The organism is Streptococcus sp. CCH8-H5, assembly GCF_001556505.1.
Taxonomy (GTDB): domain Bacteria; phylum Bacillota; class Bacilli; order Lactobacillales; family Streptococcaceae; genus Streptococcus.
This window is the reverse complement of record NZ_LSIZ01000109.1, coordinates 23128-43575: the sequence shown is the minus strand read 5'-3', so window position 1 is coordinate 43575 and position 20448 is coordinate 23128. Positions and strand designations below refer to the sequence as shown.

Genomic DNA, 20448 nt, shown 5'->3' with positions numbered 1-20448 from the left:
GTTTAATTTACCTTTCTAGCCTCAGAACGGCGAACACGCTCTCCAAAATATTGATACAAATCAACACGGAGGGTCCCGTTATAAAGCTTACGTTTTTTATCGGCTTTCATACCGTATTTGCTTTCAAAGTGTTCATCGCTGGTCAAGATAAACTTGCTCCAAGTTTTAAGTGGCGCAAAAGTTTGACCCATTTCATTATACAAGATATCCACAGCCTTGTCATCCAACAAACGCTCACCATAAGGAGGGTTTGAAATAATGACACCATTGATTTTATCTGTTTTCAGGTCCTGTAAACGCATTTGTTTCAATTTAATAACATCTTCAAGACCTGCCTCACGAGCATTGGCTTTTGCAATTTCAACCATACGGCCATCAATATCACAACCCATAATATCTAATTCAATATCGTAGTTTGCCTTGCTATCTGCTTCATCACGTACCGACTGTACTAAATCCTTATCCACCCAATTCCATGCTTCAAAGGCAAAATCACGATTAAATCCTGGTGCAATGTTCATGCCAATCATTGCAGCCTCAATACAGAAGGTCCCTGAACCACAAGTCGGGTCAATCAATGGTTTATCCGGATACCAATTACTAAGTTCAAGGATAGCAGCCGCCATATTTTCCTTAATCGGTGCTCCACCTTTATCAGTACGGTAGCCACGCTTAAAGAGACTAGCACCTGTGGTATCAATCAAAACCGTAGCCTTATCCTTCAAAATAGAGACTTCAATCTTAAATTCCGCTCCTGTTTCTTGGAGAGGCACTCCTTCTGGACGGTGGAAATACTTCTGCAATTTCTTAACGACAGCTTTTTTTGAAATTGCCTGAACAGATGGCTCATTATGAAGCTTTGATTTAACACATTTAGCCTTAGAAATTGGGAACTTTACACCTAGCGGAAGATAATTTTCCCAGTCTAAAGCAAAAACTCCCTGAAAAAGTTCCTCAAAGGTACGTGCTGGAAATTCACCCACTACAATCTTGATACGATCTGCTGCCCTCAACCAAAGGTTAGTTTCAGCAATTGCACGAACACCACCTTGGAAACGCACCTTACCATTTTCAACCTGCGTGTCATAACCTAACTCACGCAATTCACGTCCAACCACAGCCTCAAGACCTGCTGCTGCAGTTGCTACTAATGTAAATGTTTCTTTCATTGTCATCCTTTTATCTCATTGTTACGAGTACAAACTTTCTTAACCGATAGCTTATTACCCACTCTTTTCTTTAAATATAAAAGAGAGAATTCTTGCTAAAAGAAGGCTGAGACATGTGTCCCAGCCTCACCTATATGCAATTTTCTATAAGCCATGTTTTGTTCCAGAAGTGACTAGGTACCACTTCCTTCGATAATCATCTGTCTACTGCAAAGCAGTCAGGATGGTCCGTTCGTTTCCAGCCATCCCATGCCCCTACCAAAGTTTGGGTTGCTAGCTTGAGGGGTTTACCGCGTTCCACTTTTTAGGTTTCCCTAAAAACTCCGTCACTGTGGCACTTTCAGAGCTACTAAAACCTATCCTAAGACTTAGCCAGTTCACTCGCCGTAACTTGAAAATCAAGTCCCTAGGCTTATTAATTCACCTAGCACAAACACTACTGGCATCACAGCCAGTGCTAGCATGGACTTTCCTCATGGAAGACTAGCAACCATGCGATTATCCGAAAATTGCACAAACCAGTTTTATTCGACGATTTGTTTTCCAAAGACCTCTTTCTCCAAACGACTGATACGTTTTAAGATATCATAGTTTGAAGCCGAAGCAACATTGGCATTCGCACGTGATGACTCACTTGTCGCACTTGCGTATGCTGGGCGACTAGCAGGAGCTGATGAAGTCTTAGCCTTCAGTTTTGCATTTTCTTCTTGCAATTCCTTAACTAGAGCAATATAGACACCGTAATCTTTGATTACATCGTCTAGAAACTCATCAACTTCTTTTTTATCGTATCCACGCATGCTTGTTTTAAATTCTTGTTCGTAGATTTTCTTGGGCGTTAAATTAATCTTAGCCATTTTTATTCTCCAATACTTGTCTTATCTAACTTACTAATACTTTACTGTCTAATGTTCTTATGATACAGAAAAAAAGATAAAAATGCAAGTTTAAAATTCAATTATATCCTATTCCGACATGACTTCATTGAGGTCATCAAAAGTCAGTCTAGATACGGGATAACCCCTTGCTTCTAACATCATACCGTAAAAATATTTCAGATTTGTTTCATTTTCAGGTTCATAAAATAAATAAGCCTGATCTGTATTGTCAATGAGAAACTGATTAAATTGTTTAAACTGTGCTGGAGATTGGTAAGCGGGGAAGCTGTACTTGACAAAATCAACCTGCTTAAAGGCTGCTAGTTTTGTTTGATTACCTTCATTCCAATTCTGACCATGCGTTTCAAAAGGGAAGATAGTCGCTAACTTCAAAGGATAGTCTTTTTGAAGTTCTTTGGCTACTTCTAGTGCCCAAAATTCAAAACCGAGGTTCCCAGTAAAAATCATCCAATCCACACCATCATCCAAGAAACGCATCAAATCACGTTTGATTGCTTTCTTGATAATGGTTACTTTAGGGTCCTTGTCTTTAAAAATACCGAGTTCAAAGCTCTTATAGCCAGTTACCAGTAGTGATGTCATTTGTTGTTTTCCTCGTTCATTTTATGGTATAATGAAATAGTCTTTATGCATATCTTATAAAGAAGAAGGGAAAGAAATGGTAAACTATCCCCATCAGATATCTCGTAAGATAGCACAAGTACGTCCTAAAAAATCAAATAGAGTTGACTTTGCCAATCGGGGGATGAGCTTTGAATCTGCTATTAACGCGACTAATGATTACTATTTGTCGCGTGGTTTAGCCGTTATTCATAAAAAACCTACCCCTGTTCAAATTGTCAAAGTCGATTATCCCAAACGCTCACGGGCAAAGATTGTAGAAGCTTACTTTAGACAAGCTTCTACTACCGACTACTCCGGCGTTTACAAAGGATACTACATTGATTTTGAAGCCAAAGAGACACGACAAAAGACATCCATGCCTATGAAAAACTTTCATGCGCATCAAATTGAGCACATGTCTCAGGTCATCAGTCAAGATGGGATCTGCTTCGTGCTACTTCACTTCTCGACGCTTAAGGAAACCTACCTTCTGCCTGCCAAAGACTTAATCGCTTTTTATCAGATTGATAAAGGGACGAAATCAATGCCTCTTGATTATATCAAAAAAAGAGGCTATGCAATTGCAGAAGCAGCTTATCCTCAAGTTCCTTACTTAGAAATCATTGAAAAATTATTAGGTGGTAACACATAATGGCTAAATTTAATTTCAGCAACTTTAAAGAATCACTTAACGGTTTGACTAAACGTGCTAAAAACATCAAGGTCAAGCGTTCAGATTCTTCTCGCTATAGCAAAGGAAAACGCTCTGCCGCTTCAGACCAAAGTTTGGGCTGGCGTATTGCAAAATACGGATTTATTGGACTGCTCACTTTCTTTGTAGTCTGTGTCATCGCTGGTGGTAGCCTCTTTGCCTACTATGTTAGCAGTGTTCCTAAACTTACCGAGAACAAACTGCAATCAACAAACTCAAGTAAGATTTACGACGCTAATGGTAGTCTTATTGCCGACTTGGGAGCTGAGAAGCGTGAGAGTGCATCAACAGATGAAATTCCAACAACTCTAGTTAATGCCATCACCTCTATCGAGGATAAACGTTTCTTCACTCACCGTGGGATTGACGTCTACCGTATCATGGGGGCAGCTGTTAACAACCTTCGTCGTAGCAGCACCCAAGGGGGGTCTACGCTCGACCAACAGTTGATTAAGTTGGCTTACTTCTCAACTAACACTTCTGACCAAACCCTTAAACGTAAGTCACAAGAAATCTGGTTGTCACTCCAAATGGAGCGTCAATTCACTAAACAAGAAATCTTGACCTTCTACATTAATAAGGTTTATATGGGTAATGGTTACTACGGTATGAAGACGGCAGCTAAATCTTACTTTGGTAAGGACTTGAGCGACCTCTCTGTTGCCCAAGCAGCTCTTCTTGCTGGTATTCCACAAGCACCAACACAATATGACCCTTATGCTAATCCAGATGCTGCCAAAGAGCGTCGTAACACTGTTCTTAGTGAAATGTATGAAGACAAAAACATTTCCAAAGAAGAGTACGAGCAAGCTAAAGCAACTGATGTATCAGATGGCCTTCTTCCACTTACGAAGAAAGCTAGCTATGAGCCATACTTAGATAACTACATCAAACAAGTTATTGAGCAGGTAGCTACTGATGCCAATGCTGATATCTACTCAGCAGGTCTCGACGTCTACACTAACCTTAATCCAGATATTCAAAAATATATCTGGAACGTCTATAATACTGATGACTATATCTACTATCCAAATGATAGTTTCCAAGTTGCTTCTACTATTATTGATGTTACTAACGGTCGTGTCGTTGCCCAATTGGGATCACGTCACCAAGATGAAAATATTGCTCTCGCTACTAACCAAGCTGTTCAAACAGACCGTGACTGGGGTTCTACAATGAAACCAATCACTGACTATGCTCCTGCTATTGAAAAAGGTATTTATACAAACACTGGTACGACTGTTTACGATAATCCTTACAATTTCCCAGGTTCCTCAACGCCAGTTTACAACTGGGACCGTAAGTACTTTGGAAGTATCTCATTGACTTATGCGCTTCAACAATCGCGTAACGTAACAGCCGTTAAAGCTCTTCAAGCTGTTGGGTTGGACTATGCCCAGTCCTTCTTGAAAGATTTAGGTATTGAGTATCCAGAAATGTTCTACTCCAATGCCATCTCATCTTCAACATCATCAGCAGATCCTAAGTATGGTGCATCAAGTGAGAAAATGGCCGCAGCCTATGCAGCCTTTGCAAATGGTGGTACTTACTATAAACCTTCTTACATTAAATCAATCAAATTTGAAGACGGTTCAACAAAATCATTTGATTCTAAAGGTGTTGAAGCCATGTCACCACAAACAGCTTACATGATGTCAAGCATGTTGAAACAAGTAATGACAGGTGGTACAGCGACTGAAGCTTATGTCCCTGGTACGTTCAACGCTGCTAAGACCGGTACATCTAACTATGGTGACGATGAATACTACAAGGTACAAAAAGAAAGTGGCGTCTACGCTTACCTTATGGTTCCAGATGAAACTTTCGTTGGTTACAATACCAAGTATTCTATGGCGATTTGGACAGGTTATAAAAATCGTAAAACACCACTTCATGATTCAGACCTTGATATCGCTAAACAAATCTATGGTGTAACAAGTAGCTACCTTAACCAGATGTATGGTGCGGGTTCTGAAGATTTCGATATGCCTAGCGGTGTTTATAATAATGGTAGCTATGTCTTCCTTACTGGTTCTTCAACATCAAATGTTTACACAGGATCACTTGGAACATCTAGCTCATCATCAAGTTTAGACTCAAGCCAAAGCAGTGACTCATCAAGTTCACAAGATAGTCAACAGTACGGTCCTGATGCTTCAACAAATCCATCGACATCGGCCTCTTCTAATGGCTCTGAACATTCAAATTCAAACACTGCTACAGCAGAAGAATAAGAAATAAAAAGGGTTATCTGATTGGATAACTCTTTTTTTACCGATAGATTTTAAAGAAACTATAAAAAACACTGGAAAATTTCCAGTGTTTTCATGTATTGTCTTATTTTGAAGCAAGGGCTCCCATTGGGTCCCAAGGAGCAAGTACTTGTGGCTCTGCTTCATAGGCTGCTAATTCTTCAGCTGTAAGGAAGTCTTTGCGGACAACGATTTGATAAGTGTATTCATCCATCCAGGCATCAGAAGCGACAAAGTAACCTTTTTGTCCAACCTTGTCTCCCCAAGAGTTTTCAACCTTCCATTTAACAGATTTGCCATCGGCATCCAAATCAACCCCAGTCAATACCATGGCATGAGTCATGAGAGATTCACTGTAGTCCAAACGTCCTGCCTTATCTTGAGTCAAGTTAATATCCATGCTAGCTGTAAAGTCATAAACATTAGTTGCAAGAATACCTTTTTGACGGTCTGAAACTTGACCAACATCTGAACCAAACCAAACAGTTTCTCCAGACTTCATCTGTGCAATAGCAAGCTCTTTGAAACGGTCCATTGGGAGGTTGATATAACGAACACTTGGTGCACCTACAACATTACCTAACATCTCAACAGTATAAGATTTCCCGTAAGGTTTATCAGCTGTTGGAGCGTTGATAACTGACACATAGTCACTGAGTTTGAGACCCACATATTTTTCAAAGAATGCTTGTGGTGTGATATTTTTCTCAGATTGATAGTTGTCATCCTTATCTCGGTAGGCAAAATCAAACTGACGTGGTGGTAAACCAAGAGTCATAGCAAGATAATTGAAAATTTCTTGAAGAAGCTCTTCCTTCTTAGCTTGAACAGTAGCCTGATCAGCACCACCTGCAATTAGGTCACGTAAGATTTGAGCATCTTGACGAAGGAGCTTATTGAGATATTGGTTAAGCTCACGACTATTGCTTGAAGATACAGATTCTGGATAAACCGATTTTGGTACAACACCGTATTTTTCAAAAAGTGATACGACCATATCCCATTGTCCACCATCTTGTTGAGGGGTATCCAAAAGGAATTTAACCTTACGACTGCCAATCTCTTGATCTGCTGTGGCAATAATTTGTTCCAAGAACCAGTTCGATTTTTCATACTTGTCCCAGAAGAAAGTGTGAGCTTGAGAAAGTTCGAAACTTTCCAATTTAAAGTCTGAGATTAATTTGTGACGGAAAGTATTTAGTGCCGCAAACATCCAGCAACGTCCTGAAGCTTTCTGGTTAGACACCTCATCTTTAGTCAAATCGATTGAGAAAACATGGTCGTTTTCAACTTCTGATTGACGTGTTTCGATGGATTTGAGCAAGCCATTATGAGTTACAGCATTCTCAATAGCACTGTACTTGGCATTGGCCTCATATTCTGCAAATAGTTTATCTGTGAAATCTGTTGATAGTGAAGTCATAAGATTCCTCCTTTTAAGCCTTATTCCTCTCTATTTTATCACTAATTTCTGAAAATTCAATTTAAAAATAACCCTAGGTAAAGCCTAGGGTTATGACAATCTTATTCCACTTTATCAAACTGCGTTTCAGGTGCTGGTTTCGTTGGCTGACACGACATGATAAGGAGGACAATGCTTCCAATCAATGAGAAGATAACCAAGATTGGTACAAGCCCTATATAACTTAGAAGTACCCAAGCCGGATGAAATCCTGCATCTCTCAAACGACGGATTTGTAGAGACAATTGAGGGATAAGTTCAATTAAGCTAAAAAGCATTAGTGGCCAAGCATAGGTAATAATTATTTTTTGCAGTTCAGTCTGATTATTCAACAGAGCTGGGTCACTAAGATCAACATTACTGAAGAAAGGAATAAGAACACAAAAAACAGTAAGAATAGTAATAATAATGACATTAACCAAGTAAGCCCACCAGTAGTCTGGACGAGTCGAACGTCCGCTAAAGTCAAAGGCACGTTTCCAAAAATCAATATAAGCTTTGATCATAATTCATTTCTCCTCTTATTTCCAAAACTCATCAAAAATAGTGATTGGCAAGTGACGTTTATGTTGACCTTTACGCCACCAATTCTCAATAGTTTCCTGGGCTTTGGCTGATACTTCCTTGCCTTCAAGGTAATCATCAATTTCACGGTAGGTCACACCAAGTGCCACTTCATCAGCGATTCCTGGTTTATCCTCTTCCAAGTCAGCTGTTGGCACTTTTTCATATAGAGCCTTATCTGCACCAAGTTCTGCAAGAAGGGCTGCACCTTGACGCTTGTTTAGACGAAAGAGCGGCAAAATATCCGCACCACCATCGCCAAATTTTGTGAAGAAGCCAGTAAGGTTTTCAGCGGCGTGGTCTGTCCCGATAACTGCCCCACTATTTTCACCCGCAACCGCGTATTGGGTAATCATACGTTGACGGGCCTTGATATTCCCCTTGTTAAAGTCAGAAACGGTTACGCCTGCCTTGGCAAGTTCAGCAACCTGACCATCTACAGCTTCTTTGATGTTAACCACAAGACTCACATCTGGCTTGATAAAAGCAAGAGCACGTTGGGCATCATCTTCATCTGCTTGGACACCATATGGCAATCGAATGGCGATAAACTGATAGTCTTTTCCTGTCTCTGCACGGAGCTCTTCAACCGCAAGTTGGGCTAGACGGCCAGCCAATGTAGAATCTTGACCTCCTGAGATTCCCAAAACATATGTTTTAAGGAATGGATGTTTGAGCATGTAGGCCTTCAAAAAATCAACAGATTTTCGAATTTCTTCCTTTGGATCAATTCTAGGTTTAACGCCTAGTTGAGCAATAATAGTTTCTTGCAAAGTCATAATTTCTCCTTTTACTCTGACAAGTCATGGGCTTTCTTACGGACATTATCAATCAAGGTCATCTTGTTATCCCAAACATCTTTAGCCAAGTCAACTGGATAATCTTGAGGGTTAAGCACGCGCTTGTACTCATTCCAAAGTTCATCCAATTCCTTAGTCGCATAAGCCTTGATTTCATTAAGACTAGGCAAGTCATAGATGAGTTGACCCTTGTCGTAGATTGGGACCAAGAGTGGCACTGCATCAAAATCACGAACAGTCTTATTAATGTAGGTATATGTTGGGTGGAACATATTAATTTCTTCTAAAGCATTAACATCCGTGTCTGCGAAGGTGATATAGTCACCTTCTGATTTACCCTTAGCACGACTCGTAATACGCCAGACTTGCTTCTTACCTGGTGTTGATACCTTCTCAGCATTGTTGGACAATTTGATAGTATCATGCATGACACCCTGATCATCCTCGATTGAGACAATCTTGTAGACAGCACCCAAGGCTGGTTGATCATAGGCAGTGATAAGCTTAGTACCCACTCCCCAGACATCAATTTTGGCCTTTTGCATCTTCAAGTTGAGGATGGTATTTTCATCAAGGTCATTTGAAGCATAAATTTTGGCATCAGGGAAACCGGCAGCATCCAACTGCTTACGGACCTGCTTCGATAGATAAGCCAAGTCACCTGAATCAAGACGAACACCCAAGAAATTGATTTTATCACCTAGCTCTTTAGCTACACGAATAGCATTCGGAACACCAATTTTGAGAGTGTCATAGGTATCCACAAGGAATACACAGTCCTTATGAGTTGATGCATAGGCTTTGAAGGCATCGTAATCATTGCCATAGGCTTGAACAAGGGCATGGGCATGGGTACCAGAAACTGGGATGCCAAAAATCTTGCCCGCACGTACATTGGACGTTGCATCAGCACCACCAATCACGGCTGCACGCGTCCCCCAAATTGCTGCATCCATCTCTTGTGCACGACGTGTCCCAAACTCCAATAAAGGAGCATCTTCAATGACAGAGCGAATGCGAGCTGCCTTGGTAGCAATAAGAATCTGGTAATTGAGGATATTTAGCAAGGCAGTCTCTACTAACTGACACTGAGCCAAGGGACCTTCCACTTGGAAAATCGGTTCATTAGCAAATACCAAATCACCCTCAAGGGCTGAATTGATAGTCAACTCGAGTTTTAGGTTGGCTAGATAGTCTAGAAAATCCTCAGGATAGCCTAACTCTTTTAGATAAGCAATATCAGTTTCTGAGAAAGTCAGATTTTCAAGATAGTTGACAATACGTTCCAGACCTGCGAACACAGCAAAGCCATTTTTAAACGGAAGTTGACGGAAATAAACTTCGAAAACGGCCTTTTTATTGTGAATACCTTGGTTGAAGTAGACTTGCATCATATTGATTTGATACAAGTCAGTGTGCAAGGTTAAACTGTCATCTTTATACATGGAATTCCTCCTATCGAATAGGTACTTCTTTTTTTGTTATTAATAGCCTGTATATGCTGACTATTATAGCATTTTTGAGCAATTGTCTCCACTTTTCAGAAAGTTAATTATTGTTTGGATTTTCTGAATTTTCTAATGTTTGTTTTGACAAAAAAGAGTAGCCTAGGGAGACTACTCTTCATTTCTATTCATATCTTAGGGACTCGACAGGGTCCATTTTACTGATTTTACGGGCTGGAAGGTAGGCTGATACATAGCCCATCAAGAGCGAGAAGCCAAACATGATGAGAATTGATGTCAGATTTAGATCAAATACCTTGCTGACACTTGGGTAGAGATGTGAAACAATCATGTTGGTCAGGCTTCCAATCCCCTGTGATACAAGGAGGGCAAGAGCCAGTGAGATACCCGTAATCCAGAGTGCCTCATAAACAAAGATAGCTTTCACGTCACGATTAAGGTAACCGACAGCCTTCATGACACCAATCTCTTTTGAGCGTTGCATGATATTAATATAGATGATAATTCCAATCATGACAGCTGAAACTAGGATAGCTTGTGACGAAAGGATAATCAAGAGTGCTTGGATAACACGGATGAATTTAATAATGACATCGAGGATAGCTTGCTGTGAAAGAACCAGGTACTTCTTGTTTTTCTGTAACTTTTTAGTGACTTCCTTAGTCTTGGCTGGATTCTTAAGCTCCAAAAGCATGTAAGAGACTGTTTTAGTAAAGCCATTTTCTTTGAGCAAATCTTCCAATTGTTTGGCTGGCATATAGCTATTGCTCTCTTCAGTATCCTCGCTGTCATCAACAATACGGACAATCTTAGTCTTGATATCCGCTACTTTAGTTCCCTCAGCAGTATTTTCAACAATCTGAGCTGAGATTTCTTTGCCGATAAAGTCTTTAGCCTTGAGCTTCTTCCCTGTTTCTTCATTGTAATGTTTGACAAAACTCATCGGAAGGGTTAAACCCTTTTCATCTGCGGATTTAAAAGGCTTCCCGGCTGAAATCTTATCCTTACCATTGCGAGATGTAGATATTTTTGTGTTCTTGTAGAGACTGATAACCTGAGAATAGTTAGGAAGGTCCTTGCTGAAATCCATGGTCTTGCCATCTAGGGTAAGACTAGTCATATTCATGCCAAAGGGACTTTCCAAATACTTAATGTCTTCACTCTTAATCTGACTACGAATAAACTTCTCATCATCCGCATTTAGAACCCCTCTGGCTGCTGATTTAGCACTAAGACTAATCTGAATTTGGGATGGAATGTTACCACCATCGGTACTGTCATTAATCATACCAACGATAGCATTCCCCAAACCAAAGGAAATTAAAACACCGATAAAACCAATGGAAGTTGCCGTCGCAATCAAAAGATTACGCCACTTACGTTCCATAAAGTTGCTCAATGACAATTTAAGTTTATTCTTGAGGGTCAATCCCTTATTTTTCGATTGTTTCAACGACTTCACCATCCTTCATTTTAATGACAACATCCGCATAATCCGCCACCTCAGGGTTATGGGTTACGATAATCACAGTTTTACCTGCCTCGGCTAGCTCTTTAAAAATTTCGAGAACATTTTCCTGAGACTGAGAATCAAGAGAACCAGTCGGTTCATCAGCCACAATCATTTCTGGATTATTAACTAGGGCACGGGCAATGGCCACACGTTGTTTTTGCCCACCAGAAAGCTGCTTAACATTTTTCTTGATAAATTCTCCGATTCCAAGACGGCTGAGCTCCTTTTCCGCAATCTCGATCATCTCTTTATCAGTCATATTTTTAACGTAAAGAGGCATCTTGACATTTTCAAGGACTGATTGATGAGGGATAAGATTGAAATTTTGAAAGACAAAGCCAATATGGGCCTTTCTAAAATAGGTCAGGTCACGCTCTGAAAAATCACGCATGTTCTGATTCTTGAAATACAGATTTCCCTGATACTGACTATCCAAGCCGCTAATAATACTGAGCAGACTGGTCTTACCACAGCCAGATGGACCGTAGATAGCAGTGATCTTTGCTGGTGCAATCTCAAGTGTAACATCGTTCAAAGCGCGCTCTTGGTTCGTACCGTCGAGATTATAGTACTTTGAGATGTGGTCAATGGTTAAAATGGACATGGTTTCCTCCATAAATTTTATTTAAATTAGAGTTTGGTTAAATTTCAGCTGATTATCTGCATGGAAATTTCAAGCAAAATAGCAGAAACACTTAACTAATCGCCTTCTAAAACGATACATTGATTATAAACATTAAATGATTATAAAAATAGTGACATAAATGTCACTATGACATGAGAAAAAGCCAAAATCCTTAAGACTTTGGCTTTGGCTTTAGTTTATTGACAATAAATACGAATAGCTTCTGCGAGAAAAACTGCAGTCCCTGATCCTCCGACTTGATCGATAAAGCTAGAAAAGCGATTATCTGTTTGGTACATCTGACCTAGACCAGCTAATACCGTTTGGTCACATGGATAAAAATGCTGACTAATATAGTCTTGTAACACCCTTACTTGCTCCTGCACACTATTGTCATCAGGATTAGACTCTTTGAGCTGTCCAAAGGTAGACATAATTGCAGTCATCTCTTTTGTGACTTCAGGGAAGGACTCCTCTCCCTTAGCCGCAAAAGCTTGATAAGCTTCTGTCTGACCCCATCTAGCCTGAGCTTCTTCCTGAAATTCTTCCACAGCTTTTTGATCAAACGCTTCAAATGACATTTCTTCTTCCTCCATTTGTAAGGCCTTAGCATGGGCTATGACGGCTTCTAAACGGGACTTTTTCAGCTCTAAGAGCTTAATCTGATCCCTAAGCGCTTGAACTTTATCATAACCTGGTTGACCTACGATTTCCTTAATTTTTTTGAGAGGAAAGTCTAACTCACGGTAAAGCAATATTTCCTGCAAACGGACAACCGCATCGCGATTATAGTAACGGTAACCATTTTCAGCCACAACCGACGGTTTCAGCAAATCAATTTCGTCATAATAATGAAGGGTGCGCACACTGACACCTGATAGTTGGCTCACTTCTTTTACAGATTTCATTAGAACTCCTCTCTGATTAAGAGTATAGGCTATGACGTGGCGTGAGGGTCAAGGGGAAAAGAGTATTTTTTTGAAGTTTACTATAATTTATTACTTTTCTTTCTTTTTCTGGCTTCGACGATGTATTAAGGCTTGGTTAATACGTTGGGTTCTCATATGCATTTGCCAAATGAGGTAAAGCCAGATAATAATATAAACGGAAATGAAGACAATCCATATGATAGGATTCAGCACAGCATCAATCCAACCCGCTATTAGACAAGTCCCTATCAGTACAATCGCCGTCAACAAGAAATGCAAGATTACTCTAAGTCTGTAGGACATACGGTCAAGGTCTTCCAAAATCCACGAGAGCATCCCCATTAAGCCACTCATCATAAAGAGGGCTAAAATATTTCCCACACTAACTTTTGGATAGATAATCTGGGGAAATAATTGACCTAGTAAAAGGAGGGCAAGATAGAAGAACGATCCCGTTCTCACGCCGGATACAAAATAAGCAATAAAACGTTTCATAGGCTCCTCCTAGACCCCTAAATAATCCATCAAGGATTTGACATATTTTCGGCTGACACTAGACTTCACTCCACCTGTCATTTTGGCCATCATATTGCCAGAAAAACTATCCGATAGGGATTCCAAATGGTCTATATTCATAACAGCATGACGTGATATCTGTAAAAAACTTCGACGATTGATGCGATGCTGAAAGTTTGTCAGTGTCTCTTTCATCGTATAGGTTTTGTCTATTGTATAAATCGTTAACACATTCTTATCAATCTCAGCTAGGATAATATCATCAATTTTTACCATAACCAAATGATCATCCGTTTTAATAGGAATCACCACTTGATTTACAACTGAAAATTGTTCGAGGTAATCCATTACCTCTCGTGCTTGATCAGACAATCGCTCTGCTTGGATAACCACACAGGGGTCCTTTGTCGAAATACCTGACTTTTCTTCAAAACGAAGTTTCATTCCTATTCCAACTCTCACTTATTTTTTCTTACTAGACCTTTTCACTAAAACAACCCAAAGAATGCCTACTAGAAGAATACCTCCTAACACTATAAAGTAAGTATTTTCCTTTGTCAACAACTCTTGCCACTTGAGTTGAACACCCATTTTCTCTTGGAACTCTTGACGAAGATCACCTTGACCTTTAAAGGTCTCACTTAATGTTTCATTCATGAGGACTTGCCGATAAAGTGCAGCAATATAAGTTGCTGGGGTACATTTCATTAGTAGTTGAGCAAAATTAGGTAGAACGCCCAAAGGTACATAAGTCCCTACCAAAAAACCGGAAGCTGTACCCACTATGGTCGCAAACTTTCCAAGACTATCTACTGATTGGAAAAAGTGAACAAAAATGGCATTCACCAAGCTAGAAAGCAGGCTACTAAGCAGCATGATGAGGAGCACCTCAGGTAATAGAGAAAGGGTTGGAACTTCTCTAAAATAGCCACACATCAGCACATACATAAGAACCTGCATAGATAAAGAAATGATGATTGCACTCTCTAGATACGAAAATGCTAATCGCCATTTCCCATGATTCGATAAATAAAGGTCCTGATCTACTTGACGTTCACGGTCCTTTACCAGCTGAGTAAAGGCAGCCAGACTAGTCGTAATCCCTGTCACTGCTAACGTTCCACTCATTAGCCAATTATTTAACAAAGGACCACTATTGGGGAGCTGAGCCCAAGCATCTGTTAGATTCTTTTGAAGAAAAATAATATAGAGAATAAAGGAAATCAAGGCTCCCAACAAGGAGAAGAAAACCCCTGAACGATTCCTAAAATACAATAAAAAATTTCGTTTTAGTAAGGCTAGCATTAGCGGACCTCCCTTCCTGTAAGTGCAATAAAGGCATCATCCATGGTCCCTGGACGAAACTCAAAATGGGCTAGTTTATCTCTAACTTGCGCCAGGTAATCAATGGCTTCCCTTTCACTCTCGGGTTGAAGAACATACTCTAATTGACTTTGTTGCTCTACTGACATTCCCGAAGATTTGAGACTTTCTATCTGCTGTCTCTCCTTGAAGCGAATCTTCAAGATGTTTTTTGCATACTGACTCTTAATATCTAGTGCCGATCCTTGAGCAATCACTTTCCCATGGTCCACAATATAAATCTGATCAGCTTCATCTGCTTCATCAAGATAATGCGTGGTCAGTACAACGGTCATCCCCTCTTCCCTCTGCAATTGATAGAGCAAATCCCAAATAGACTTCCGGGTTTGAATGTCTAAACCTGTCGTTGGCTCATCTAAGAACAGAAGATCTGGACCGTGCAGTAGAGCACGCGCAATGTCAACCCGACGCTTTTGGCCGCCTGAAAGCGTCCCATATTTCTGCTTTTGGAAAGCTGATAGGCCTAGTCGATCAATAAGATCAGACACACGATTTGGTTTTAGGCCTTTGTACTGTCTGGCACGAATGGTCAGATTTTCCCTAACCGTCAGCATCTCATCTAAAACACTGTTTTGGAAGACCACACCAATTTTAGTATCGGGTTCATAGATGATTTCACCTTGCGTTGGTTGTTTCAAACCAATCAACATGGAAATCGACGTTGATTTCCCCGCCCCATTTGGTCCTAGAATCGCATTGAAGGTCCCTCTTTTAAATTGTAATTGAATATTATCAACAGCAAGGTAGTTCCCATACCGTTTGCTTATATTTTTAGCTTGTAAAATCATTTTTTTCTCTCCTTTTGATAGAACCAGTCTAGCAAAAAAGCCGCTTAAAAAACGGCTTTTGGGGATAAGTGGTCAAAATGAAGAGCTAAGTGGCGAGATGGAAGAGATTAATAGTATTTTTCATAAAAATCAATTTCCCCAATAAAAAAAGAAAAAATTGACTTTCAACTTTAGTTGCTAGTAAGACAGTAACACAATCTCTCACTAGAGATAACTCATCAAAAGTGGGAATGAATTACTTTTTTATATCATTTCCATAGGATTTGTAGCATTGCTTCTTCAAATGCCTATCAAAAAAATGAATCGTAGCCAACCAAGAATCCTTACTCTCTTTCATCAATAAACGCCAATCTTTTCGATAACGGTGATTTGGTTGATAAGCCACTGTCAACATGTGACCTGTTTCATGATATTTTTTAAAGGTAATGTAGTGTCCTTTATAATGCGAGATAATATCATTAATTGCTGATGAAGCATCCCATATTTCATCAACAGTACTTCCGAGCAATAAAATTGGCGAATGTAATTGACTAATGTCTATCCTAGCAGAGCAATCTTTAGGGATAGGTTTTCTAAAAAGTTTGCTGAACAGATAATCTCTAAGTCGAAACTTTTGATAGGGAAGTTCTTTTTGCAAATGCGTCCAAGAAGAAGTATGAGAGTTCCATTTCCCTTCTATCCCTTCATACACCACATCAGAGGGTGAATTTAGCACCAAACATTGAACGTCATTAAAAAAGCTCTCCTCAGCTAAAACGAATTCTGCTCCCTTAGACCGTCCATAGATTCCAATTTTTTCACTATCTACTTGAGGATGCTGACGTAGATAATCCTTTGCTTCCACAAGGCACTCTAAAGGAATACGTTCTAAATAATTTGGTAACCTCTCTAAACCAAAGTAGGCAACTGCTAGGCAAATATAACCTCTAGAAGATAAAAGCTGAGCTATATTCTGTGCCTTTTCAATCCGTCCTTCACTACCGCTCACAATAATCAATGCTGGTGTTTTTATTGCCTTTTTATCATAGAAGAGTCTCCCTTGAAAATATTTCCCGTAAATATCTTTATGACTAATTTGCGAACTCATGTAATGTCTTGTGAAAGTTCTCTCTGCAATGACAGTATTTCCTTGCATAATTTTGATTTCCACAAAAAACCGATCTAGTAAAGGAATTTTAGAAAGAGAGGTTGGGAGCTTCTTTTTCTTATTGGTCAAGGGCTTTGCATTAGAAAATAGTCCCATTGTTGAAATGCCTTCATAAGAGCCAGAACAAGATGGAGTTTGTGACATATCAATAATACCATTCTTATCTGATACAAAAATCCCTGTTGATCTCCATAAACCATCATGAGCTAAAAGCATGGGAGCATTGATACAATAATAATCGGATAGAAACATTTCGACTCGATATGTTTCCCTTGGTTTTAAGCCATCGATGACAATACTAAAAGATTCGTCTGCTAACTCAGACTCTGAGATCAGTTCAATTTGTATAGTCATATCTTCCTCTTTTTTGTTAACATAATTAATAATATGGTTTTAAAATTACCGTGACTTTTACCACGGTAACTCTCGCCATACCTGTTCAACATCATCCATCAGTTTCATAACCATTTGAAGGTCCTCTTCACTATAGTTTCTTAAAACTGAAAAAATGGTTTTTTCAATATATTCTTGCTGCTCTTTATGGACGTTAAAAACTTCAACCCCTTTTTTGGATAATATCAGATATTTATTTTTTTCATTATCCGGTGCAAATTCAAAAGTAATGAGGTCTTTCTTGGTTAAACGTCTAACACTCTGAGTAATAGCACTCCTTGATACTTCAAGTAACTCAGATAATTTTACTAGATTCACAGGCTGATTCCGACCTATTAGATTAATCAAATGGACTTCATTAATCGTGATTGATTTATCAATACTATTCCTATGCTGATCCTTTTTCAACCGTTCAAAGGCTAAAACAAAGCTGTTAAAACGATTATTAAACTTATGCAGTTCTTTCTTATTCATAGTTTCCTTCTTTTTGTTAATGATATTAACAAAATGTCGTTTTCTTGTCAAGAAGAGTAAAAAATCCTCCAGAGCTTAGCTCCGAAGGATTCATTTTTATTTCACAACGATGTTAACAAGTTTGTTCGGCTTCAATAGTCCAGTGGACTGTTGAAGGTAGCAGATAAGGCTAATAAACTCGTTATTTAACGACAATATTAACGAGTTTATTAGGTACACTAATTACTTTCACAATTTCCTTGCCATCGATCTCTGCTTTGACTTTTTCGTTAGCAAGAGCTACTTCTTGCAACTCTTCGCGTGAAAGATCTTTAGCGACCATCAATTTGGCACGGACTTTACCTTTGATTTGAACAACGATTTCGATTTCGTCTTCAACCAATTTGCTTTCGTCCCATGTTGGCCAAGCTACATAAGAGATTGACTCTCCTGTTTCCGCAACTGTTTGCCAGAGTTCTTCTGCCAAGTGAGGCGCAAATGGAGCAATCAATTGGATAAAGCCTTTGGCGTAATCCACGTAGAGTTTGTCTTCCTTGTTAGCTGCATTGACAAAGACCATGAGTTGGGCAATGGCTGTGTTGAATTTCATAGACTCGACTTGCTCAGTAACAGATTTAACCGTTTCGTTATAAACCTTGTCAAGAGCGCCATTGTTTTCCGCAACGATTTCTTTACTTGTGATCAAACGGTAAACACGGTCGAGGAACTTACGGCTTCCTTCTAGACCTTCTTCAGACCAAGCGATTGAAGCATCAAGTGGTCCCATGAACATTTCATAGACACGAAGGGTATCAGCACCGTATTGTTCCACCACATCGTCTGGGTTCACCACGTTCTTGAGGGATTTAGACATCTTAGCCGGTGCTTGCTCCAATTCTTCCCCTGTTTCCACATGGAAGAATGAACCATCACGTTTTTCAACCTTGTCAGTCGCCACAAGAGCACCACGGTGGTCACGGTAGCTAGTTCCCAAGATCATTCCTTGGTTAAAGAGTTTTTGGAATGGTTCCTTAGTTGGAACGACACCAAGGTCATAGAGGAATTTATGCCAGAAACGAGCGTAAAGCAAGTGGAGCACAGCGTGTTCTGCACCACCCACGTAGATATCGACTGGCAACCATTGTTTGAGTAAATCCTCATCAGCCAATTTTTCTGTGTTATGTGGATCGATATAGCGGAGGTAGTACCAGCTTGAACCTGCCCATTGTGGCATCGTATTCGTCTCACGACGACCTTTGACACCATCTTCACGAGTCACTTCAAGCCAGTCTGTCAAGTTAGCCAATGGGCTTTCACCAGTACCTGAAGGGCGGATATCCTTGGTTACTGGCAAGACAAGTGGCAAGTCACTTTCTGGAACAGCTGTTGAAGTTCCATCTTCCCAATGAATGATTGGGATTGGTTCACCCCAGTAACGTTGACGACTAAAGAGCCAGTCACGAAGACGGTAAGTGATTTTTTCTTGACCAAAGCCTTTTTCTTCCAACCAAGCCACGATTTTGGCAATTGCTTCTTCTTTGTTAAGACCGTTCAAGAAGTCAGAGTTGACGTGAAGGCCATCTTCTGTGTAAGCAGCCTCTTCAACGTTTCCACCTTCAAGCACTTCTACGATTGGAAGATCAAACTGTTTAGCAAATTCCCAGTCACGTTGATCGTGGGCAGGTACGGCCATGACTGCACCTGTTCCGTAGCTAGCAAGAACATAGTCAGCAATCCAGATTGGGATTTCTTTACCATTGACAGGGTTGATGGCATAAGCACCAGTCCAAACTCCTGTTTTTTCCTTGGCAAGGTCTGTACGAGCCAAGTCTGATTTAAGGCTAGCTTGGTGTTTGTAATCAGCTACAGCCTCAGCTTGTTCAGGTGTTGTGATAGCATCTACCAAGTCATGCTCAGGAGCCAAGACAGTGAAAGTTGCACCAAAAAGAGTATCAGGACGAGTGGTAAAGACGGTGAATTCCTTGTCTGTTCCTTTCACTTTGAAAGTGACATTGGCACCAGTTGATTTACCAATCCAGTTGCGTTGCATGTCCTTGATAGACTCTGGCCAATCAAGTTCATCCAAGTCATTGAGCAAACGCTCAGCATAGGCAGTAATTTTAAGCATCCATTGGCGCATTGGTTTACGGACAACTGGATAGCCACCACGCTCAGATGTTCCATCTGGAAGAACTTCTTCGTTGGCAATGGCTGTTCCCAATTCTTCCACCCAGTTTACTGGCACTTCAGCTTCATAAGCCAAGCCTTTTTCGTAAAGCTTGGTGAAGATCCATTGCGTCCACTTGTAGTAGTTCGGATCTGTTGTGTTGACTTCACGGTCCCAGTCGTAAGAGAATCCAAGTGCATTGATTTGGCGTTTGAAGTTAGCAATGTTTTCTGCTGTGAATTCTGCTGGGTCATTCCCTGTATCCATAGCGTATTGCTCTGCAGGCAAACCAAAAGCATCCCATCCCATTGGGTGAAGGACGTTGTAGCCTTGTGCACGTTTGAAACGGCTGAGGATATCAGTCGCTGTGTAGCCTTCTGGGTGTCCTACGTGCAGACCTGCTCCAGATGGATAAGGGAACATGTCAAGCGCATAAAACTTAGGTTTTGAGGCGTCTGTTCCTGTCTTAAACGTGTGATTGTCAGCCCAGTATTTTTGCCACTTAGGCTCGATTTCTTTATGATTGTAAAAACTCATGGTTTCTCTCCAATATTCGTAATGCTTCTATTATAGCATTTTTGAAGGATTTTTAAAGATGATAAGGGAA

General features: G+C 40.1%; 19 protein-coding genes and 1 other RNA gene. 2 read left to right on the top strand and 18 right to left on the bottom strand.

The window, feature by feature from the left end:
• Window positions 1–2: 2 nt before the first annotated feature.
• The 4 genes from AX663_RS07535 to AX663_RS07520 all read right to left on the bottom strand — a co-directional run bounded on the left by AX663_RS07535 (window position 3) and on the right by AX663_RS07520 (window position 2650).
• Window positions 3–1169, bottom strand: a complete 1167-nt coding sequence (locus tag AX663_RS07535) for a THUMP domain-containing class I SAM-dependent RNA methyltransferase (RefSeq protein ID WP_037598046.1) — start codon at window positions 1167–1169, stop codon at window positions 3–5.
• Between the two features lie 142 nt (window positions 1170–1311).
• Window positions 1312–1679: RNase P RNA component class B (gene rnpB, locus AX663_RS07530), an RNA gene on the bottom strand.
• Window positions 1680–1693: 14 nt separating this feature from the next.
• Window positions 1694–2026 (bottom strand): cell division regulator GpsB, encoded by a 333-nt coding sequence (gene gpsB / locus AX663_RS07525; RefSeq protein WP_049545697.1) that lies wholly within the window; start codon window positions 2024–2026, stop codon window positions 1694–1696.
• Window positions 2027–2134: 108 nt separating this feature from the next.
• Complete coding sequence (locus AX663_RS07520) at window positions 2135–2650, bottom strand: DUF1273 domain-containing protein (protein ID WP_049545696.1); 516 nt, start codon at window positions 2648–2650, stop codon at window positions 2135–2137.
• Window positions 2651–2726: 76 nt separating this feature from the next.
• Between AX663_RS07520 and recU the strand changes: the two genes are divergently transcribed.
• Window positions 2727–3323: a Holliday junction resolvase RecU gene (recU, locus tag AX663_RS07515; protein WP_002886506.1), complete on the top strand. Its 597-nt coding sequence runs from the start codon at window positions 2727–2729 to the stop codon at window positions 3321–3323.
• A complete protein-coding gene (pbp1a, locus tag AX663_RS07510; protein ID WP_060973145.1) occupies window positions 3323–5617 on the top strand; it encodes a penicillin-binding protein PBP1A in 2295 nt (764 codons plus the stop codon). Before recU ends, pbp1a begins: the two co-directional genes overlap by 1 nt.
• A gap of 103 nt (window positions 5618–5720) precedes the next feature.
• On the opposite strand, the gene pepC is transcribed toward pbp1a, so the two are convergent.
• The 14 genes from pepC to leuS all read right to left on the bottom strand — a co-directional run bounded on the left by pepC (window position 5721) and on the right by leuS (window position 20378).
• Window positions 5721–7058, bottom strand: a complete 1338-nt coding sequence (pepC, locus tag AX663_RS07505) for an aminopeptidase C (protein ID WP_060973144.1) — start codon at window positions 7056–7058, stop codon at window positions 5721–5723.
• Between the two features lie 101 nt (window positions 7059–7159).
• Entirely contained in the window at window positions 7160–7603 is a 444-nt protein-coding gene (locus AX663_RS07500; protein WP_060973143.1) for a DUF805 domain-containing protein, read from the bottom strand.
• A gap of 15 nt (window positions 7604–7618) precedes the next feature.
• Complete coding sequence (gene nadE, locus AX663_RS07495; protein ID WP_060973142.1) at window positions 7619–8440, bottom strand: ammonia-dependent NAD(+) synthetase; 822 nt, start codon at window positions 8438–8440, stop codon at window positions 7619–7621.
• An 11-nt stretch (window positions 8441–8451) separates the two neighbouring features.
• Window positions 8452–9906 carry a nicotinate phosphoribosyltransferase gene (locus tag AX663_RS07490; RefSeq protein WP_060973141.1) on the bottom strand — a complete coding sequence of 485 codons (1455 nt, stop codon included), beginning with the start codon at window positions 9904–9906 and terminating at the stop codon, window positions 8452–8454.
• Between the two features lie 184 nt (window positions 9907–10090).
• Window positions 10091–11392, bottom strand: coding sequence for an ABC transporter permease (locus AX663_RS07485; RefSeq protein WP_082759656.1), 1302 nt, complete (start codon window positions 11390–11392; stop codon window positions 10091–10093).
• Window positions 11361–12044 carry an ABC transporter ATP-binding protein gene (locus tag AX663_RS07480; RefSeq protein ID WP_049545112.1) on the bottom strand — a complete coding sequence of 228 codons (684 nt, stop codon included), beginning with the start codon at window positions 12042–12044 and terminating at the stop codon, window positions 11361–11363. Before AX663_RS07480 ends, AX663_RS07485 begins: the two co-directional genes overlap by 32 nt.
• 218 nt (window positions 12045–12262) lie before the next feature.
• Window positions 12263–12973, bottom strand: coding sequence for a MerR family transcriptional regulator (locus tag AX663_RS07475; protein ID WP_060973140.1), 711 nt, complete (start codon window positions 12971–12973; stop codon window positions 12263–12265).
• Between the two features lie 90 nt (window positions 12974–13063).
• Window positions 13064–13489 carry a DUF3021 family protein gene (locus tag AX663_RS07470; protein WP_037600208.1) on the bottom strand — a complete coding sequence of 142 codons (426 nt, stop codon included), beginning with the start codon at window positions 13487–13489 and terminating at the stop codon, window positions 13064–13066.
• Between the two features lie 9 nt (window positions 13490–13498).
• The gene (locus AX663_RS07465) at window positions 13499–13954 is read right to left on the bottom strand and encodes a LytTR family DNA-binding domain-containing protein (protein ID WP_038675237.1); all 456 of its coding nucleotides are present in this window, start codon (window positions 13952–13954) and stop codon (window positions 13499–13501) included.
• Window positions 13955–13972: 18 nt separating this feature from the next.
• On the bottom strand, window positions 13973–14815 hold the full coding sequence (locus AX663_RS07460; protein ID WP_060973139.1) for an ABC transporter permease: 843 nt from the start codon (window positions 14813–14815) through the stop codon (window positions 13973–13975).
• A complete protein-coding gene (locus tag AX663_RS07455) occupies window positions 14815–15681 on the bottom strand; it encodes an ABC transporter ATP-binding protein (RefSeq protein ID WP_002889832.1) in 867 nt (288 codons plus the stop codon). The genes AX663_RS07460 and AX663_RS07455 overlap by 1 nt, the downstream gene beginning before the upstream one ends.
• A 235-nt stretch (window positions 15682–15916) precedes the next feature.
• Window positions 15917–17182 (bottom strand): acyl-CoA thioesterase/bile acid-CoA:amino acid N-acyltransferase family protein, encoded by a 1266-nt coding sequence (locus AX663_RS10825; protein ID WP_002889831.1) that lies wholly within the window; start codon window positions 17180–17182, stop codon window positions 15917–15919.
• Between the two features lie 57 nt (window positions 17183–17239).
• The gene (locus AX663_RS07445; protein WP_037597390.1) at window positions 17240–17695 is read right to left on the bottom strand and encodes a MarR family winged helix-turn-helix transcriptional regulator; all 456 of its coding nucleotides are present in this window, start codon (window positions 17693–17695) and stop codon (window positions 17240–17242) included.
• Between the two features lie 181 nt (window positions 17696–17876).
• Complete coding sequence (leuS, locus tag AX663_RS07440; protein WP_060973138.1) at window positions 17877–20378, bottom strand: leucine--tRNA ligase; 2502 nt, start codon at window positions 20376–20378, stop codon at window positions 17877–17879.
• Between the last annotated feature and the right edge of the window lie 70 nt (window positions 20379–20448).

Excerpts from the sequence above, each read along its gene's own strand:
- AX663_RS07445 (WP_037597390.1), bottom strand. The coding sequence starts at position 17,695 with ATGAATAAGAAAGAACTGCATAAGTTTAATAATCGTTTTAACAGCTTT.
- AX663_RS07490 (WP_060973141.1), bottom strand. The coding sequence starts at position 9,906 with ATGTATAAAGATGACAGTTTAACCTTGCACACTGACTTGTATCAAATC.
- AX663_RS07455 (WP_002889832.1), bottom strand. The coding sequence starts at position 15,681 with ATGATTTTACAAGCTAAAAATATAAGCAAACGGTATGGGAACTACCTT.
- AX663_RS07535 (WP_037598046.1), bottom strand. The coding sequence starts at position 1,169 with ATGAAAGAAACATTTACATTAGTAGCAACTGCAGCAGCAGGTCTTGAG.
- leuS (WP_060973138.1), bottom strand. The coding sequence starts at position 20,378 with ATGAGTTTTTACAATCATAAAGAAATCGAGCCTAAGTGGCAAAAATAC.
- AX663_RS07460 (WP_060973139.1), bottom strand. The coding sequence starts at position 14,815 with ATGCTAGCCTTACTAAAACGAAATTTTTTATTGTATTTTAGGAATCGT.
- recU (WP_002886506.1), top strand. The coding sequence starts at position 2,727 with ATGGTAAACTATCCCCATCAGATATCTCGTAAGATAGCACAAGTACGT.
- AX663_RS10825 (WP_002889831.1), bottom strand. The coding sequence starts at position 17,182 with ATGACTATACAAATTGAACTGATCTCAGAGTCTGAGTTAGCAGACGAA.
- AX663_RS07475 (WP_060973140.1), bottom strand. The coding sequence starts at position 12,973 with ATGAAATCTGTAAAAGAAGTGAGCCAACTATCAGGTGTCAGTGTGCGC.
- AX663_RS07465 (WP_038675237.1), bottom strand. The coding sequence starts at position 13,954 with ATGAAACTTCGTTTTGAAGAAAAGTCAGGTATTTCGACAAAGGACCCC.
- AX663_RS07480 (WP_049545112.1), bottom strand. The coding sequence starts at position 12,044 with ATGTCCATTTTAACCATTGACCACATCTCAAAGTACTATAATCTCGAC.
- AX663_RS07520 (WP_049545696.1), bottom strand. The coding sequence starts at position 2,650 with ATGACATCACTACTGGTAACTGGCTATAAGAGCTTTGAACTCGGTATT.
- nadE (WP_060973142.1), bottom strand. The coding sequence starts at position 8,440 with ATGACTTTGCAAGAAACTATTATTGCTCAACTAGGCGTTAAACCTAGA.
- pbp1a (WP_060973145.1), top strand. The coding sequence starts at position 3,323 with ATGGCTAAATTTAATTTCAGCAACTTTAAAGAATCACTTAACGGTTTG.
- pepC (WP_060973144.1), bottom strand. The coding sequence starts at position 7,058 with ATGACTTCACTATCAACAGATTTCACAGATAAACTATTTGCAGAATAT.
- AX663_RS07500 (WP_060973143.1), bottom strand. The coding sequence starts at position 7,603 with ATGATCAAAGCTTATATTGATTTTTGGAAACGTGCCTTTGACTTTAGC.
- AX663_RS07485 (WP_082759656.1), bottom strand. The coding sequence starts at position 11,392 with ATGGTGAAGTCGTTGAAACAATCGAAAAATAAGGGATTGACCCTCAAG.
- AX663_RS07470 (WP_037600208.1), bottom strand. The coding sequence starts at position 13,489 with ATGAAACGTTTTATTGCTTATTTTGTATCCGGCGTGAGAACGGGATCG.
- gpsB (WP_049545697.1), bottom strand. The coding sequence starts at position 2,026 with ATGGCTAAGATTAATTTAACGCCCAAGAAAATCTACGAACAAGAATTT.